Raw genomic sequence first — 17,324 nt, 5'->3', positions numbered from 1 at the left:
CCTGTCTCTCGATACCCCCGCGTCAAGCGAAGCAGGCAGTGTCCCGTCGAGCCTTCATTAACCTATTGTAAGGATAGCGGCAAGCCGGGACGTGGCTCCCCGGCTTTCAGGCGGTTTTTCAGGCCGCGATGCGCCTGTAGCCGGCGCTGACGGCGCGGCCGGAAATGAAGTGGGTGCGGTATTTCGGCCGGATTTTTTTGTTGCCGGACATGCGGCGCACCAGCGAAAGCGTGGAGCTGAAAAACAGCGCCTGCAGGGTGAGAACGGCAAGCGCCACCAGCATGATTGCGGCCTGAGCCGTGGCGAATGTTTCGATGGCATTGCCGGAGGCGGAAACAAACTGCGGTAACAGCGCCAGGAAGAACGCGAAATAGCGCGGGCGCAACGCGGCCATGGCGTAGCAGTCGCGGAAAATGCCGCTCCAGGACTTGCCCGGCAGATTGTCGTTATCCGCATTGGCCGCCTGGGCTGCGGGCGTGGCAAAGGTCCAGAGCAGGAACAGCATGAGCCAGCCAAGGCCGGCCCATTGAACGATCTCCACGAAGGATTGCGGCAAATAGGTGAGCCCGGCCACCGGAATGGCCGAAATCGTCATGGCCGTGACAATACCGAGCGCTCCGCCGCTGACGGAGGCGAAGACCGTTTTCCTGCCGCGAATGCCGGCATAGGAAGCCACGGAGAATACAAGGGGAGAGGGAAGTGCGAACACAACGGCACATGCTGCACAAAAAATCAGCCAGGCCTGTCCAGACATTCTCTTCCTCCTTGCCCTCCCTGTCACCGCATTAATTAGCCTATCGTAAAATTAGGCCGCTGTGAACGGTTGACCGACGTGTTCCATCACTTCGGTAAACCATTTTGCAGAAAGGTCGAAATGCTTTCCGCCCTTGATACGCGGAAACTCGATGGTCCGCAATTTGCCGTTCTGATCTTCGTCATGGCCGGTGACGCCCGAGACCTTGTTGAGCGCGCTTTCGACGGCGAGATCGACCATGCCCTGGATGAGGCGCAGATCGTCGCCATTGGCGGGCGCGGAGCGGGCGAAATAGCCAGACTTCTGCACCATGGAGCGTTCGGCGCCAATGAGGCCGGCAAACTGCTTCTGGAACCAGCCGCCGACATTGATGGTGTCGATCTTCACATGCCCGAAGGCATCGCGCTTGACGGCCTCGCCGGAGGCTTCACGCTCGGCAACGATGGAATCGAGGCCAGCACCTTCGGAAACGAACAGCGTGACATAACCGTGCCTGTCCATGATGGCCTTCAGGCGCTCGGCTTCCGCCTCGATGTCGAAGGCCATTTCCGGCAGGTAGATGCCGTCGATATTCTTCATCTGCGTGTTCATCATCAGGCCTTCGACATATTCATTGCCGCTGGTCTTCTGGATATAGGCGCGCGCGGTCGCGGCCGTCAGCCAGCCGCAGTGACGGCCCATGACTTCGTGGATGACAAAGGTCTTCGGGGCAGCGCTCTGTTCGTTGCTGACATTGTCGAAGAAGGAAGCGCCGACTTCGGCGGCGGTCCAGGCGCCCAGCGACTGCTTGATCGGTACGACGTCATTGTCCACCGTCTTCGGCAGGCCGACGACGGTCAGGTCATAGCCGTTCGCGCCGAGATAGGCGGCAAGGTCGGCGGCCGTCGTGTTGGTGTCATCGCCACCGATGGTGTGGAGAATGGTGATGCCGTCTGCGGCCAGCCGTTCGGCGGCGACGCGCAGCGGGTTGTCACCCTCTTTCACCAGTCCGCGCTTGGCGCAATCGGCGGCATTGGTGAGCTTGACGCGGCTGTTGCCGATCGGCGATCCGCCGTAACGGTGCAGCAGCGGGGCCTTTTCACGCATGTCCTTGGTGATCTCGATGCGGTCACCCAGAAGCACGCCCTGGTAACCGGAGCGATAGGCCACGATGTCGATCTCAGGCGCAATGTCGCTGTAGCGTTCGATCAGGCCGCCAACGGCGGAAGAGAGACAGGGCGCAAGGCCACCCGCGGTCAGCATTGCGACTTTCTGTTTGGCCATCGTGGCTCTCCTTTTGCGTATATTCAAAGACATGTCTGGCAAATGGATGCGACAGCCACGTGTAGGTGTAAAGTGAATTTATCAAGAAAAACGCCGATTTCTCGCGGTTTTTCAGCGGCTTGAGGAAGGAGTCCGAATATAATCGTTTCAATCCGTATCGTCTGTCCCGTGTTCGCGCAGCCTGTGGAAAACTGCAGTCGTGTCGGTTGCCGCGCTCTTGTTCCTGAAGCAAAACTGTCGCAAAGATGAATAAAAGTTAATGCCGCAGCGTTGCCGGGCATATTGCATTCGCGGCAATATCCCGTCATGCTTGCTGCATGATGTTCGATTTCGCCTGTCTGCAAATTTCATCCCTGTGGGAGCGGCTGCTCGGCGCAATCGGCGACGCGGCAGGCGGTGCGCTCGGGCGCGTGGTGGAAGCAATCCGCACGCTGTTCGAGGGAGATCCGGAAACCCGCCGCAAGGTTTCCTTTTCGGTTGCGATCATCGCGCTGTCCGCCAAGATGGCCAAGGCCGATGGTGTCGTCAACGATGCCGAGGTTCGCGCCTTCCGGCAGATTTTCGATTTTCCCGAAGAAGAAGCGAGAAATGTCGCCCGTCTTTATAACCTTGCGCGTCAGGACGTTGCCGGTTTTGAGGCCTATGCCGAGCGTCTTGCCGGTCTTTGCGGTTCCGGCCATGACAATTGCGAGATGCTGGAAAGCGTCATTGACGGTCTGTTCCACATCGCCAAGGCTGACGGGTTGATCCACGAGCGGGAACTGGCTTTCCTCGGCCGTATCGCGGAAATCTTCCATATCACCGAAGATCACTTCGAAACGATCATGGCGCGACACGTTCACATGGATGGGCGCGATCCCTACCGCGTGCTCGGCGTTTCGCCCTCGGACGACTTTCTGGATATTCGCAAGCGTTACCGTTCGCTGGTTGCCGAACACCATCCGGACAAGCTCATCGCACGCGGTGTGCCGATGGAATTGCATGCCGCCGCGAATGAGCGTATGGCGGCTCTCAATGCCGCCTATGCGGCCATCGAGAAAGAACGCCGCGTCGCATGAGTGAATTTCTGCCGGACTTCAAGGGCGCAGCCGTTGCGCCTTCGCCCAACCATGGCGAAAGACAGGGCGTGGCAGGCCCGGATATCATTCTCCTGCATTATACCGGCATGACGACCGCCGATGGCGCGCTTTCGTGGCTCTGCAATCCCGAAAGCCAGGTTTCCAGCCATTACTTCGTCTTCGAGGACGGGCGCGTCATTCAGATGGTTCCTGAAACCCGCCGCGCCTGGCATGCGGGCAAAAGCACCTGGGCGGGCGATGAAGACATCAATTCCCGCTCCATCGGCATCGAAATCGCCAATCAGGGGCATCCCGGCGGCCTGCCGGAATTTCCGGAAAAACAGGTGGCCGCCGTCATCGAATTGTGTCGCGATTGCGGCCAGCGCTGGAATATCGCCCCTGAAAGGGTGCTTGCGCATTCGGATGTGGCCCCTATCCGCAAGGTCGATCCGGGTGAAAAATTCCCGTGGGACATCCTGTCGCAGCACGGTGTCGGCCATTGGGTTGAACCCGCGCCGATACGCGGCGGACGCTTTTTCCAGCGCGGCGACCATGGCCAGCCGGTTGAGGCGTTGCAATCGATGCTTTCCATATACGGATACGGCGTTGAAATAACAGGCGCTTATTGCGAGAAGACGGAGGGTGCGGTCGCTGCCTTCCAGCGGCATTTCCGCCCGGCGCTGGTGGATGGCATAGCGGATTTCTCCACGATTGACACGCTGCATCGACTGATTGCCAGCCTGCCGAAATTTTCGGCCGCTTAAACGCGAATTCTGGAAAATAGTTCCCCGTTTTCGGGGGTGTTCAAGTCGCTTTTTTTGATGTGCCACAGTTAATCCGCATTGAGGAAGTCTAAGAACGGCACTGGACGCGGTGCTGTTCTTCAGGGGAACTTACCGTCAATATCAATCAAGGAGACTGGACTGTGGAAGGTCGTGATCGACTTTCCACGCGCTGGACATTTGTATCGTTTCATTGTTCCGGTTATCCGATCTGGAGACTTTTTCAGCATATGAACAGAGTTTTTGTTGCTGTCGCAGCGGGCGTTGCTATGCTCGTTTCGCAGGCGGGGATTGCTTTTGCCAAAGACGAGGACGTCAAGACCAAGACCGTGACGCTGGAGACCTTCTTCCGCAAACCCGGTTATCCCATTCCGGAAAAGAGTCTGCCTTCGTCGCTCAAGAATGATTATTCCGATCTGATCGTCAAATATGCCAAGCGTTACGGCGTTCCCACCAATCTGGCGCATGCGGTCGTTTCGGTGGAAAGCAAGTTCAATCCCCGGGCCCGCGGCAGCGCAGGCGAGGTCGGGCTGATGCAGATCAAGCCGGCAACGGCGCGCATGATGGGCTTTCGCGGCACGACCAAGGCTCTTTATGATCCCGAGACCAATATTCGCTGGGGCATGCAATATCTGGCGACCGCCCATCAGCTTGGCGGCGGCGAGGTTTGCAGCACGATCCTGCGTTACAATGCCGGCCATGGCGCCACGCGGATGAACCCGGTGTCCAAGCGTTATTGCGGCAAGGTGCAGGCGCTTCTGGCCAGCTGAGGTCTTTGCCAAAGCTCGCCGCAATCTTTCAGATTCGCGCGCCACATGGTTCGTACCTGCGGAAATCGATTCCGGTTCATGCCCGCATGCTGTAGTCAGGAATAAATCTGATACGGAGCATGGCATGCCGGATTTCAAATATATCGTCGTCGGGGCTGGAATGATGGGTGCGGCGGCGGCGCGGCACCTTTCGGCGCAAACGGATGGCGTGGCGCTGATCGGACCGGACGAACCCGCCGATCGCAAAACCCATACCGGCGTGTTTTCAAGCCACTACGATGAAGCGCGCATCACCCGTGGTTTGGACGGCGATCCCGTCTGGGCGGAATTGGCGCAACGCTCCATCCGGCGCTATGCGGAGATCGAGGCAAAAAGCGGCATTCGTTTCTTCACCGAAGCGGGCTGCCTGTTTACCGGAAACGGCAAGGGGCTTGCCGGAGACTATGTGTCGCGCGCGCTTTCCTCAGCGGGCCGTCTTGATCTCGGCGTGGAAACGATCGGCAGCGACGGGCTTGTCGGCCGCTTCCCGATGTTTTCCCTGCCTGCCGATCACAACGGTTATTTCGAGGCGCGCAATGCCGGGCACGTCAATCCACGCGCCCTGGTGAAGGCGCAATGCACCGTTGCCGCGGCGCAGGGCGCGCGGCTGGTGCGCGAGACGGCGGCGCATATTCGCGATACCTCCAACGGTGTGGAGGTTTCGACCCGGGAAGGGGCCGTGCACACAGCTGAAAAGGTCATCGTCGCAGCGGGCGGTTTCACCAACATGGCCGATCTTCTGCCGTCGCCGGTCGATATGGCGGCGACGGGCCGCACCATTGCCTTTTTCGAGCTTGATGACGCAAGGCAGGCTCTTTTCAGCGCCATGCCCTCGACCATCGTGCTGGCGGAGACTGAGGACGATATCGTCTATATTCTTCCGCCCGTGCGTTACCCCGACGGCAAGGTCTATCTTAAGATCGGCGGCGAAAGCGAAAAGGGCAGACTCGAAACGCTTGCCGAGGCTATCGACTGGTTCCATTCGGACGGCACACCCGGCGAGGTCGAGTTCCTGAAAAAGCGGGCGCTGTCGTTGATGCCGGAACTTGCGGGTTGCCCGGTGACATCGGGCTCCTGCGTCGCCTCCATCACCCGCAGCGGCTATCCCTATATCGGCTATACGCAATCCTCCAATATTGCGGTGCTGACCGGCGGCAATTTCGTTTCCGCCAAATCGTCGGACGAGATCGGACGGCTGGGTGCGGTGCTGCTTCTGGACGGCCAGCTGACCGAGAATGATTTTGCCGCCGAAATGTCGCCGGTTTTTATCTGACATCCTTCTGTGGAGCCGCTACAAGGTTGCGACTGAACAGAGCGGATGAAGAGGGCGGCATGTCGGGGCATTTCAAATATATCGTCGTCGGTCGCGGCATGATGGGTGCCGCCGCCGCCCGTCATCTGGCGGAAAAGGTGGATGGTGTCGCGCTGATCGGCCCCGGTGAGCCTGCCGACATCAAATCGCATCAGGGCGTTTTCGCCAGCCACTACGACGAAGCGCGTATTACCCGCACCATCGACAGCGATGCCGATTGGGCCCTGCTCGCCAATCGCTCGATTGCACGCTACGCCGATATAACGGCAAGGAGCGGAGTGGAGTTTTACGCGCCTGTCGGCTGCCTGATCGTCGGGCCGGAACGGGGAGGCGACAATCCCTTTATCGACAATGTCCTCAAGGCTGCGGAACGGCTTGGCGTCTCCACGGAGCTCATGAATGACGAGAGCCTGAGAAATGACTTTCCCTATTTCTCCTTCGAGCCGGGCAGCGAGGGCGTGTTCGAAAAGGACAATGCGGGTTACGTCAATCCGCGCGCGCTGGTGAAGGCGCAGAGCATTCTGGCGAACAAAGCCGGTGTCACGCTCATCGACGATATCGTCGTATCGACGCGGGAAGAGGCTGGCAGGGCAATAGTGGAGACGGCCTCGGGTGCGGTCTACGCGGCGGACCGGGTGCTGGTCGCGGCTGGCGGTTTTTCGATCACGAAGGATCTTCTGCCGCAGCCGGTTGCTCTCAATGTGTATGCGCGCACTGTCGCTTTCTTCGAGATCGATGAAGCGGATCTGGAGCAATATGCGGGCATGCCGTCGCTGATCTATGAGCCTCACGACACGACGAAACATATCTATCTGCTGCCGCCCGTGCGGTATCCCGACGGCAAGTTCTACCTGAAGATCGGCGGCGATCCCGACGACAAGCTCGTCGGCAGCGATCCCGAGATCCGCGCATGGTTCCGCTCCGGCGGGCGCGAAAGCGCGCGTGACCATCTCTCGGACATCGTCGCGACTTTGGTGCCGTCCATCGACCGCTCGCGCATTTCTATGGCTGCCTGCGTGGTTTCCAAAACGCCGGGCGGTTATCCGGCCATCGGCTTTACGACGTCACCGCGCATTGCGGTTCTGACCGGTGGCAACGGCACGGCGGCCAAGAGTTCCGACGAGATCGGGCGGCTGGGTGCCGCGCTGCTGCTTGATGGAGAAATTGGCGACGAAGCCTATGCCACGGATTTCAAACCGGCATTTCTTTGATCCTTGCCTGCGCTTTTCGGTGGCTTTCGCCCCGGAACATGGTTATGCAGCCCAAGCCAGTTGGCCGGGCAGCCGCGCTTTACCAATGTCGAAAGACGGTAAGGTGAGGAAAGTCCGGGCTCCACGGAAATACGGTGCCGGATAACGTCCGGCGGGGGCGACCCCAGGGAAAGTGCCACAGAGAGCAAACCGCCATGCTTTGCATGGTAAGGGTGAAAGGGTGGGGTAAGAGCCCACCGCGCCGCTGGTGACAGTGGCGGCAAGGTAAACCCCACCGGGAGCAAGACCGAATAGGGATGACATGGAACGGGCGAAAGCCCGTTTACAGCCGGTTTCCGGGCCCGTCATCCGGGTGGGTTGCGAGAGGCGGCATGCAAATGCCGTCCCAGATGAATGGCTGCCACGTTCCGGGTCAAACCGGGGCCATACAGAACCCGGCTTACAGGCCAACTGGCGAATTTTCCTTCCGATCCGTAGGCGGGTGCCACGGTATCGTGCAATCATTTCATTGTTTTAAAACAGAAAAACCGCAGTCTCACCGTGCCTTCCCGTGCGGTGAAAAAGCATCATGCTGTGTGAAGTAAACCATTCGTTAAACTTAACGGCTTATGAATTTCCGATGCGAAGTCGGCATCGTGCGGGCTTCTCCCATTGACGCCCATAGTGTCCCATGGTATCCCAAATGCACACCATATTGGGTCGTGTTTTTGACCCGCAATCGCTGAAACGAGTGAGGAGCCTGCGAGGGGCTGCTGCAGGGCATGTCGCCCTGGCGCTTGGCGATGTGTCGTGCGTACCGGTGTTGTCTGCAGGGCGGATGTTTCGCTTTGCAGAGTGCGGTTTTGGCGAGTTGAGTAATGGACCGCTTTTTATCGAACGTGACGAACAGGATCGACGCCAAGGGGCGCGTTTCGGTTCCGTCTCCGTTTCGTTCGGTGCTGGCCAGGCGCGGCATTCAGGAGCTTTATTGCCTTCAGGATTTCGCGTTTCCGGCAATCAGCGTCGGCGGTCCGGATTTGCTGGAGCGCTACGAGCGGCAGATAGCGTCCATGGATGCCTTCTCGCCGGAGGCGAACGCAATGTCGCTGCTGGTTCACGGCGGCGGCGTTTTCATGAAGCTCGACCAGGAAGGTCGGTTGATGGTGACGGATTTCGTGCGGGAATTTACCGGCATATCCACCGACGTCACCTTCGTTGGACGGGCGGATCATTTTCAGCTTTGGCAACCGAATGCGTTTTTGGCGGCGCAGGCGGAAGCAAGAGCGGGGCGCGGTTTTTCGGCTGCTCGCCCCGCATAGGACGGGGACACGGGATGGCGGCGAATTCTGGCGGACGATCTTCTGATGCCGGTGGCGGACCTCAACGCCACATCCCGGTTCTTCTTCGCGAAGTGATCGCCGCGCTTGAGCCCGCATCCGGAAAGATCATTCTTGACGGCACCTTCGGGGCCGGCGGCTATACCCAGGCCATTCTTGACCAGGGCGCGAGCGTGATCGCGCTTGACCGCGATCCGACAGCGATTGCCGGCGGTCAGGCCATGGTGGCCGCCAATGGCGGCAGGCTTTCGCTTATTCAGTCGCAATTTTCCGATCTGGCCAAACACGCGCCGCAAGGTGGCCTTGACGGTGTTGTTCTCGATATTGGCGTCTCCTCCATGCAGATCGACGAGGCCGAACGCGGTTTTTCCTTCCAGAAGAACGGCCCTCTCGACATGCGTATGTCGAGTTCGGGCGTTTCGGCGGCGGATGTCGTCAATCGCGCCAAGGTCGGCGATCTCATCCGCATCTTCGGCTTTCTCGGTGAGGAAAAACAGCCGGGCCGCATCGCCCGCGCCATCGAGAAGAAAAGGGCGGAAGAGCCTTTCCGCACCACGCGCGATCTGGCAGGCCTGATCGAGATCGTCACGCCGCGCAAGGCGAAGGACAAGATCCATCCCGCAACCCGCGTGTTTCAGGCCCTTCGCGTTTTCGTCAATGACGAACTGGGTGAGCTGGCGCAGGCCCTGTTCGCTGCCGAGCAGGCCTTGAAACCCGGCGGCCGGCTTGTCGTCGTCACGTTCCATTCGCTCGAAGACCGTATCGTCAAGAAATTTTTCGCCGATCGGTCGGGTAAAGCCGCCGGTTCCCGGCACCTGCCGATGGTGGAAGACAGGCCCGCCATTTTCGACACTATCGGCAAGCCGATGATCGCTGCCAGTGACGAGGAGGCGGACCTCAATCCGCGTGCCCGTTCAGCCAAGCTGCGCGCCGGTCTGCGGACCTCAGCGCCGGCGCGTGCTGCGGATTTTTCGATTTTCGAGCTTCCTGATCTCGCCAGCCTTGAAAAGATGGGAGGCTGATATGCTGCGTACATTCGATATCGTCTTGGTGGGGGTCATGGTCGCGGCGGCTGTCGTGACCTATTCGATCAAGCACAAGGCCGATCTGAAGCTGGAAGAGGTCCGCAAGCTCGAGGCTGAAATCAAGCTCGAGAAGGACACGATCGATCTTCTGCGGGCCGACTGGGCGCTGCTGACGCAGCCCAACCGCCTCCATCGTCTCGTCAATGCCTATCAGAATGAGCTCGGCCTTTCGCCGACGATGCCCACGCAACTGGCGCAGCCGCGCGAGCTTCCGATGCTGCGGTCGCAGTTGCCGCAGCCGCCCGAGCCGGAAGGCATGAGCGTGGAGGACGTCATCGCTGCGGCTGTCAACGGGTCGAAGCCGGGCGCCACGCTTGGTGGAGCATCCAAGCCGAAATCGCCGCCGGCCGGCCAGATCGCCGCCAATGGTGCGCCGATACCGACACCCAGGGCGCGTGTTTCCCGTCCCCCAGCGGCTCCAGCCGTCTCCGCCGTCGCGGGCGATGAAGCCGACGATATGGATGACACGATAACAGGATCGGTGAACCGCTGATGTCTTTTCTCTCCCGTGTCATGGTTTTGAAGAGCAAGGCTCACTTTTCCGCCAGCACCACCGGTGTCTATACGGATCATGCCGCCTTTGAGGGCGCGCGCAAGAAAAGGGCGGCCCAGGCGAAAAGCCGGGTCGGCCTCATCATCTTCGGTTTCGTCGCCTTTTATGGCGTCGTCGGCGGGCGTCTCGTACAATATGGCATGGCTGAACAGGAAACGGTTTCGAGCATCGCGCCCGCAGACCGGCTGATGGCATCGCGCCCGGACCTTCTCGACCGTAACGGCGAGGTTCTGGCCACCGATATTCGCACCGTTTCGCTGTTTGCTGAGCCGCATCGCATCGTTGATATTGACGAAGCCATCGAAAAACTGCGCACCGTGCTGCCCGACCTCGATCAGCGCGCCACCTATCAGAAGCTTTCCTCCAATTCGCGCTTCCAGTGGCTGCGCCGCCAGCTGACACCGAAACAGCAGAGCCAGATTCTGGCGCTTGGCATTCCCGGCGTCGGTTTCCGCCCGGAAAAGCGGCGCTTTTATCCCGGTGGGCCGACAGCGGCCCATATTGTCGGTCACGTCAACATCGACAATCGCGGCGTTGCCGGCATGGAGCGTTACGTCGACAGTCAGGGGCTTGCCGATCTCACGGCGCTGGGCATGACCAGCGACCAGCCGCTTGAGCCGGTGAAGCTTTCGATCGATCTGCGTGTGCAGTCCATCGTGCGCGAAGTCGTGACCTCAGCGATCGCCAAATTCCAGGCGATCGGCGCCGGCGCCGTGGTGATGGATGTGCATACCGGTGAAATTCTCGCCATGGCCTCGGTTCCGGATTACGATCCGAACAATCCGGCCGAGGGTGCGAAAGAGGGCTGGCTCAACCGCATGTCGAACGGCACGTTCGAAATGGGCTCCACCTTCAAGTCCTTCACAATTGCCATGGGCCTCGATTCGGGCCGCGTGCGTCTGAGCGACAGTTTCGATGCCCGTTATCCGATCCGGATCGGCGGTTTCACCATCAAGGATTTCCACGGCAAGAACCGCGTTCTGTCGGTGCCGGAAATCTTCCAGTATTCGTCCAACATCGGTACCGCCAAGATCGCCGATACGGTAGGCACCGAAGGCCACAAGGAGTTTCTGACGAAGCTCGGGCTTCTGACCCGCATGCAGACGGAACTGCCCGAAGTTGCACTACCGTCGCAGCCGCGCGAATGGAAGAAGATCAACTCCATCACCATTTCCTTCGGTCACGGCGTTTCGACGACACCGCTGCAGACGGCGGTTGCCGGTGCGGCGCTTGTCAATGGCGGCAAGCTGATCGAGCCGACCTTCCTGCCACGCACCCGCGAGCAGGCGGATCTGGTGGCCAAGCAGGTTCTGAAGCCCACCACAAGTAAGGATATGCGCTTCCTGTTCGAATGGAACGGGGTCAATGGCTCCGGCCGTAATGCGCGTGTCGATGGTTTCAACGTCGGCGGCAAGACCGGCACGGCGGACAAGGTCGTCAACGGCCGTTATGTGCGTGACAAGAACTTCAACGCCTTCCTGTCGGCCTTCCCGATCGACGACCCGCAATATGTGGTGCTGACCTTCATTGACGAACCGAAGACGGACAAGGGTAATGGTGCGGCTCTTGCTGGTACGTCTGCGGCGCCGATGGTGCACGATATCATCACCCGCACGGCGGCGGTGCTGGGCGTGAAGCCGAAGTTCGGCAAGGATGGCTCGGCCTTGCTCGTGTCTTATTGATTGTTAGAGCTTATGATGTTCCGGCGATTCGCGCCGGGGGGACAAGACGGACACAGTCGATGAATTTGCGAGATATATCCGGAAACGCGTTTCCGGAATTGAATGAATTGCTCCTGTCTGAGATCGGGGCGATCGAAATCGGGGGGATAACCGCAGACAGCCGCAGGGCGCAGCCCGGCAGCCTGTTCGTGGCGGTTGCGGGAACCAAGGCGGATGGCGCAGCCTATGTGGAGGACGCGGTTGCCAGGGGTGCGGTTGCCGTGGTTTCCGGACATGCGGTGGACGCCGATGTGCCGGTGCTTTCGGTTACTGACCCGCGCCTTTATCTCTCCCTTGCCGCTTCCCGTTTTTACGGAAAACAGCCCGAGACCATGGTTGCCGTTACCGGCACGGCGGGAAAGACCTCCGTTGCCTCCTTCGTACGGCAAATCTGGGCTTTCGCGGGCCATGCCGCAGCACAGATCGGCACGACGGGCGTGATTGCACCCGGCCGCGAAGATTATGGCGCACTGACGACACCCGATCCGGTAACGCTGCATGCGCTTCTGGCCGAGCTTGCGGCCGAAGGCGTGACCCATGCGGCCATGGAGGCTTCGAGCCACGGCCTCGATCAGCGCCGCCTCGACGGCGTGAAGCTTGCAGCGGCCGGTTTCACCAATCTCGGCCGCGACCACATGGATTATCATCCGACCGTCGAGGACTATATGGCCGCGAAGATGCGGCTGTTCGACACGCTGATGGAAAAGGGTGCGCCGGCTGTGATTTTTGCCGACGACCCGTGGTCGTATAAGGCCATCCGCGCTGCCGCAGATGCTGGCCTCAATGTGCGCACCGTTGGCCGCAAGGGCGACTATCTGACGCTGAAGCGGGTGGAGCATTTCCGTCACAGGCAGATGATCGAAGTGCATCATGACGGCGTGATCCACGAAGTCGACATTCCGCTCGCCGGCGATTTTCAGGTGGCCAATGCCCTGGTTGCCGCCGGTCTTGCCATGTCCACCGGCGTTCCCGCTGCCACAGCAATGAAGGCGCTCGAAAAGCTGATCGGCGCTGCCGGCCGTCTGGAGCTTGTCGGCCAGACGAAAAACGGCGCGCTTGCCTATGTCGACTATGCCCATAAGCCGGATGCACTGGAAAATGTGCTCACCTCGGTCAGGCCTTTCACCTCCGGCCGCATCATCACCGTGTTCGGTTGCGGCGGCGACCGTGACAAGGGCAAACGCCCGATCATGGGCGAGGTGGCGACGCGCCTTTCCGACATCGTCATCGTCACCGACGACAATCCGCGCTCGGAAGATGCCGCAACGATCCGTTCCGAGGTGATAGTGGCGGCACCGGGTGCATTGGAGATCGGCGACAGGGCAGAGGCGATCCGCCATGCGGTATCGCTGCTTTCCAACGGCGATACGCTCATCGTCGCGGGCAAGGGGCATGAAGAGGGGCAGATCGTCGGTTCCGTGACGCTGCCGTTTTCCGATCATGAACAGGTGCGCGCGGCACTCGCAGGGCTGGAAGGATTGAAGATTTGAGCTGGTTATGGACAGTCGCCGACATGATCGCCATTACGGCAGGACGCCCCGTGGGCAACCTGTCGACCGGAATCACCGGCATTTCCATCGACAGCCGGACTGTCAAAGCCGGCGAGGCCTTTTTCGCCATCAAGGGCGACCGGGTCGACGGCCATGACTATGCGAGTTTTGCCGTCGCGAACGGGGCCAGTCTTCTGGTCGTGGCTGAAGGCAAGCTGCCGGCTCTTGGCCGCCTGACCGTTCCGATGATCGTCGTGGAAGATGTTCTGGCCGCACTCGGCAAACTTGCCATCGCCGCACGCGAGAGAACGTCGGCCCGGATCATCGCGGTCACGGGGTCGGTCGGCAAGACGACGACGAAGGAAATGTTGCGGCAGGCTTTGGCCCCTTCGGGCCGGGTGCATGCGGCGGTTGCCTCCTTCAACAACCATTGGGGTGTGCCGTTGACGCTGGCGCGCATGCCAGCCGACACCGAATTCGGCGTGTTCGAAATCGGCATGAACCATTCCGGCGAAATTCGCCCGCTGGTCAAGATGGTGCGGCCGCATGTGGCGATCATCACGACGATCGCACCGGCCCATCTCGGCAATTTCAAGAATATTGAAGAGATCGCGAGCGCCAAGGCGGAGATATTCGAAGGACTGGAGGAGGGCGGTTCGGTCATCCTCAACCGTGACAATGCCCAGTTCGAGCAGCTTGAAGAGGCGGCGCAGGAGCAGGGTATAGAGCACATCCTGACCTTCGGGCAGCACGCCAAGGCCGATTTCCGGCTTGCCGATTTCGAGAGCACGCCGACAGGGTCGACCATCTGGGCGATCCTGAACGGCGAGACCAGCGAATTGCATCTCAACGTTCCCGGCCGCCACATTGCCGACAACGCCATGGCGGTGCTCGGTGCGGTTGCCATCACCGGCGCCAATCTCGACCGGGCCTTCGAGGCGCTTGGAACGCTCGAGGCGGTGAAAGGACGCGGCCAGCGTCACCGCCTGACGATTGAAAGCGGATCTTTCCTGCTGATCGATGAAAGCTACAACGCCAACCCGGCCTCCATGCGCGCGGCGATTGCCGTGCTGGCGGAAACGGAAACGCAGGGCCACGGCCGGCGCGTTGCCGTTCTTGGCGACATGCTTGAGATGGGCGAATTTTCCGCGCAGCTGCATGAAGAGCTGGCCGGGCCGCTGCTTGCGGCCGGCATCGAGCATGTCTGGCTGGCGGGGGAGGCGATGGCGGCGCTGCGCGATGCGCTGCCGGACAGTGTCACCGTCATCTGGTTCCCGACGACGGCGGAACTCACCGATTTTGCCCTGCAATGGGTGCAACCGGGAGACGCGCTGATGGTAAAATCGTCACTTGGCCTCGGTTTCGGCAAGATTGTCGCCGCCCTGCTTGACAAGTATCCGGCATTCCCCGAGACGGAACGCCAAGTCTGAAATAGCCTTTTGAAAGGGCAATTATGCTGATCTGGCTCGTCGAACTGTCGGATAAAGTTCAAGTCTTCAACCTCTTCCGCTACATCACCTTCCGGGCGGGTGCGGCGATGTTCACCTCTGCGTTGATCGTTTTCCTGTTTGGACCGGCGATCATCAACTCGTTGCGCGTGCGCCAGGGCAAGGGCCAGCCGATCCGCGCCGACGGGCCGCAGACCCATTTCAAGAAGGCCGGCACGCCGACCATGGGTGGCCTCATGATCCTTGCCGGCATTCTCGGCGGCTCGCTGCTGTGGGGTGACCTGTCGAACGTCTATGTCGTTGCCGTGCTGATGGTGACACTCGGTTTCGGAGCCATCGGCTTTTACGATGATTACCTGAAGGTAACGAAGCAGAGCGACAAGGGCTTTTCCGGCAAGGCGCGTCTTGGCATCGAATTCCTGATCGCGGCGATTGCCGTGTTCTTCATGATGAAGATGGCGCTCGCTTCCGCGCCGCATGGCGGCACGCTCGGCAGCTCCATCGCGTTTCCGTTCTTCAAGGAATTCGTGATCAATCTCGGTTATTTCTTTGTGCTCTTCGGTGCTTTTGTCATCGTTGGCGCGGGTAATGCCGTGAACCTGACGGATGGTCTCGATGGTCTCGCCATCGTGCCCGTTATGATCGCGGCTGCTACCTTCGGGGTGATCGCCTATCTTGCCGGTAACGCGGTTTTCGCCAATTACCTGCAGATCAACTTCGTGCCCGGTACGGGTGAACTCGCCGTCATTGTCGGCGCGGTCATTGGCGCGGGCCTCGGCTTCCTGTGGTTCAACGCGCCGCCCGCCGCCATCTTCATGGGCGATACGGGTTCGCTGGCGCTTGGCGGCCTCATCGGCTCCATCGCTGTCGCCACCAAGCACGAGATCGTCATGGTCATCGTCGGCGGTCTCTTCGTCATGGAAACGCTGTCGGTCATCATCCAGGTCTTCTGGTTCAAGCGCACCGGCAGGCGTGTGTTCCTGATGGCGCCGATCCACCACCATTTCGAGAAAAAGGGCTGGACGGAAAGCCAGGTGGTGATCCGTTTCTGGATCATCTCCGTTGGCCTCGCGCTGCTCGGCCTCGCCACCCTGAAGCTGAGGTGAGCGATGATCCCGGTCACGTCGTTCAGAGGTAAGAAGGTCGCGCTTTTCGGGCTTGGCGGTTCGGGTCTCGTCACCGCCCGCGCACTGGTCGCGGGTGGGGCGGAGGTTGTCGCCTTCGACGACAATCCCGATAGCGTCGCCAAGGCTGAAGCCGAAGGCATTACGACGGCGGACCTGCGGACGATAGACTGGCCCTCCTTTTCCTCCTTCGTGCTGGCGCCCGGCGTGCCCTTGACGCATCCGAAACCGCACTGGTCGGTGGATCTTGCGAAGGCAGCGGGTGTCGAGATCATCGGCGATATCGAGCTTTTCATCCGTGAGCGCCGTGCTCATGCGCCGGATTGCCCTTTCATCGCCATTACCGGCACCAACGGCAAGTCCACGACGACGGCGCTGATCGCGCATATTCTCAAGGCATCCGGCCGCGATACGCAGCTGGGCGGCAATATCGGAACGGCGGTGCTGAGCCTCGATCCGCCGAAGGCGCAACGTTTCTACGTGGTCGAGTGCTCGTCCTACCAGATCGATCTCGCGCCGACGATCAATCCGACCGCCGGAATTCTTCTTAACCTGACGCCCGATCATCTCGACCGGCATGGCACGATGCAACATTATGCCGACGTCAAGGAGAGGCTGGTGGCGGGCAGCGGCACGGCAATTGTCGGTGTCGATGACAGCCATTCGACATTGATCGCCGACCGTATCGAGCGTGCCGGCGTGAAGGTGGAGCGCATTTCCAAGCGCAACGTCGTTTCCGAAGGTCTTTATGCCGAAGGCAGCCGTATCCTGCGGGCGCATGGCGGTAAGTCCTCGCTGTTGGTCGATCTCGATGGCATCCAGACGCTTCGCGGCAGCCACAATGCCCAGAACGCGGCGGCGGCAATCGCCGCCTGCCTTGCGGTCGGTGTTTCCGAAGATGACATTCGGGCCGGGCTCAAATCTTTCCCCGGCCTCAAGCATCGCATGCAGCCCGTCGGACGGCGTGGCAACGTCACCTTCGTCAACGACAGCAAGGCCACCAATGCCGATGCTGCTGCACCGGCGCTTTCAAGCTTCGACCGCATCTACTGGATCGCCGGCGGCCTGCCAAAAGCGGGCGGCATCACCAGCCTTTCGCCGCTCTTTTCGCGCATCGCCAAAGCCTATCTGATCGGCGAAGCGGCAGCCGAATTTGCGGCGACGCTGGGCGAGGCCGTGCCTTATGAAATATCCGGTACGCTGGACAAAGCCATCCAGCATGCGGCCGCGGATGCGGAAAAAGATGCGACGGCCGGCAATATCGTGATGTTATCCCCGGCTTGCGCAAGCTTCGATCAATATAAGAACTTTGAAATCAGAGGTGATTCGTTCGTCGCGCAGGTTGCGGCGCTCGATGGCGTGACGATGCTGGTTGACTCTGGAAAAGGGGGCTGAAGG

The 17,324-nt window shown here is 60.3% G+C and carries 15 protein-coding genes and 1 other RNA gene; 14 read left to right on the top strand and 2 right to left on the bottom strand.

Features of this window, described 5'->3' with window-relative positions; all coding sequences use genetic code 11:
- Nucleotides 1–118: 118 nt before the first annotated feature.
- Together OK142_RS11045 and OK142_RS11040 are read right to left on the bottom strand one after the other, a co-directional pair.
- Nucleotides 119–754 carry a LysE family translocator gene (locus OK142_RS11045; RefSeq protein WP_082182656.1) on the bottom strand — a complete coding sequence of 212 codons (636 nt, stop codon included), beginning with the start codon at nucleotides 752–754 and terminating at the stop codon, nucleotides 119–121.
- 51 nt (nucleotides 755–805) lie between these two features.
- A complete protein-coding gene (locus OK142_RS11040) occupies nucleotides 806–2,017 on the bottom strand; it encodes a pyrophosphate--fructose-6-phosphate 1-phosphotransferase (RefSeq protein WP_003494859.1) in 1,212 nt (403 codons plus the stop codon).
- Nucleotides 2,018–2,334: 317 nt separating this feature from the next.
- On the opposite strand from OK142_RS11040, the gene OK142_RS11035 reads away from it, so the two are divergent.
- The 14 genes from OK142_RS11035 to murD all read left to right on the top strand — a co-directional run bounded on the left by OK142_RS11035 (nucleotide 2,335) and on the right by murD (nucleotide 17,321).
- Nucleotides 2,335–3,075: a J domain-containing protein gene (locus OK142_RS11035; RefSeq protein WP_003494861.1), complete on the top strand. Its 741-nt coding sequence runs from the start codon at nucleotides 2,335–2,337 to the stop codon at nucleotides 3,073–3,075.
- Nucleotides 3,072–3,839, top strand: a complete 768-nt coding sequence (locus OK142_RS11030) for an N-acetylmuramoyl-L-alanine amidase (protein WP_035220426.1) — start codon at nucleotides 3,072–3,074, stop codon at nucleotides 3,837–3,839. The genes OK142_RS11035 and OK142_RS11030 overlap by 4 nt, the downstream gene beginning before the upstream one ends.
- A gap of 248 nt (nucleotides 3,840–4,087) precedes the next feature.
- Nucleotides 4,088–4,627 (top strand): lytic transglycosylase domain-containing protein, encoded by a 540-nt coding sequence (locus tag OK142_RS11025; RefSeq protein WP_498682735.1) that lies wholly within the window; start codon nucleotides 4,088–4,090, stop codon nucleotides 4,625–4,627.
- 124 nt (nucleotides 4,628–4,751) lie between these two features.
- Nucleotides 4,752–5,939 carry an FAD-dependent oxidoreductase gene (locus OK142_RS11020; RefSeq protein ID WP_498682734.1) on the top strand — a complete coding sequence of 396 codons (1,188 nt, stop codon included), beginning with the start codon at nucleotides 4,752–4,754 and terminating at the stop codon, nucleotides 5,937–5,939.
- 59 nt (nucleotides 5,940–5,998) lie between these two features.
- On the top strand, nucleotides 5,999–7,189 hold the full coding sequence (locus OK142_RS11015) for an NAD(P)/FAD-dependent oxidoreductase (protein WP_498682732.1): 1,191 nt from the start codon (nucleotides 5,999–6,001) through the stop codon (nucleotides 7,187–7,189).
- Nucleotides 7,190–7,245: 56 nt separating this feature from the next.
- Nucleotides 7,246–7,647, top strand: an RNA gene (rnpB, locus tag OK142_RS11010) — RNase P RNA component class A.
- A 399-nt stretch (nucleotides 7,648–8,046) separates the two neighbouring features.
- On the top strand, nucleotides 8,047–8,487 hold the full coding sequence (gene mraZ, locus OK142_RS11005) for a division/cell wall cluster transcriptional repressor MraZ (RefSeq protein ID WP_080835188.1): 441 nt from the start codon (nucleotides 8,047–8,049) through the stop codon (nucleotides 8,485–8,487).
- A 14-nt stretch (nucleotides 8,488–8,501) separates the two neighbouring features.
- The gene (gene rsmH / locus OK142_RS11000) at nucleotides 8,502–9,527 is read left to right on the top strand and encodes a 16S rRNA (cytosine(1402)-N(4))-methyltransferase RsmH (RefSeq protein WP_498682731.1); all 1,026 of its coding nucleotides are present in this window, start codon (nucleotides 8,502–8,504) and stop codon (nucleotides 9,525–9,527) included.
- Between the two features lies 1 nt (nucleotide 9,528).
- Complete coding sequence (gene ftsL, locus OK142_RS10995) at nucleotides 9,529–10,083, top strand: cell division protein FtsL (protein ID WP_035220451.1); 555 nt, start codon at nucleotides 9,529–9,531, stop codon at nucleotides 10,081–10,083.
- Complete coding sequence (locus tag OK142_RS10990) at nucleotides 10,083–11,825, top strand: peptidoglycan D,D-transpeptidase FtsI family protein (protein WP_498682728.1); 1,743 nt, start codon at nucleotides 10,083–10,085, stop codon at nucleotides 11,823–11,825. The genes ftsL and OK142_RS10990 overlap by 1 nt, the downstream gene beginning before the upstream one ends.
- 59 nt (nucleotides 11,826–11,884) lie before the next feature.
- The gene (locus tag OK142_RS10985; protein WP_498682726.1) at nucleotides 11,885–13,354 is read left to right on the top strand and encodes a UDP-N-acetylmuramoyl-L-alanyl-D-glutamate--2,6-diaminopimelate ligase; all 1,470 of its coding nucleotides are present in this window, start codon (nucleotides 11,885–11,887) and stop codon (nucleotides 13,352–13,354) included.
- Nucleotides 13,351–14,784, top strand: coding sequence for a UDP-N-acetylmuramoylalanyl-D-glutamyl-2,6-diaminopimelate--D-alanyl-D-alanine ligase (locus OK142_RS10980; RefSeq protein WP_035242228.1), 1,434 nt, complete (start codon nucleotides 13,351–13,353; stop codon nucleotides 14,782–14,784). Before OK142_RS10985 ends, OK142_RS10980 begins: the two co-directional genes overlap by 4 nt.
- 23 nt (nucleotides 14,785–14,807) lie before the next feature.
- On the top strand, nucleotides 14,808–15,908 hold the full coding sequence (gene mraY / locus OK142_RS10975; RefSeq protein ID WP_003494882.1) for a phospho-N-acetylmuramoyl-pentapeptide-transferase: 1,101 nt from the start codon (nucleotides 14,808–14,810) through the stop codon (nucleotides 15,906–15,908).
- Nucleotides 15,909–15,911: 3 nt separating this feature from the next.
- Nucleotides 15,912–17,321, top strand: coding sequence for a UDP-N-acetylmuramoyl-L-alanine--D-glutamate ligase (murD, locus tag OK142_RS10970; RefSeq protein WP_498682723.1), 1,410 nt, complete (start codon nucleotides 15,912–15,914; stop codon nucleotides 17,319–17,321).
- Nucleotides 17,322–17,324 lie beyond the last annotated feature (3 nt).

This window comes from Agrobacterium sp. BT-220-3 (assembly GCF_025910175.1).
Classification (GTDB): Bacteria; Pseudomonadota; Alphaproteobacteria; order Rhizobiales; family Rhizobiaceae; genus Agrobacterium; species Agrobacterium oryzihabitans.
The sequence above is the reverse complement of the archived record's forward strand: the minus strand, read 5'-3'. Positions and strand labels throughout refer to the sequence as shown.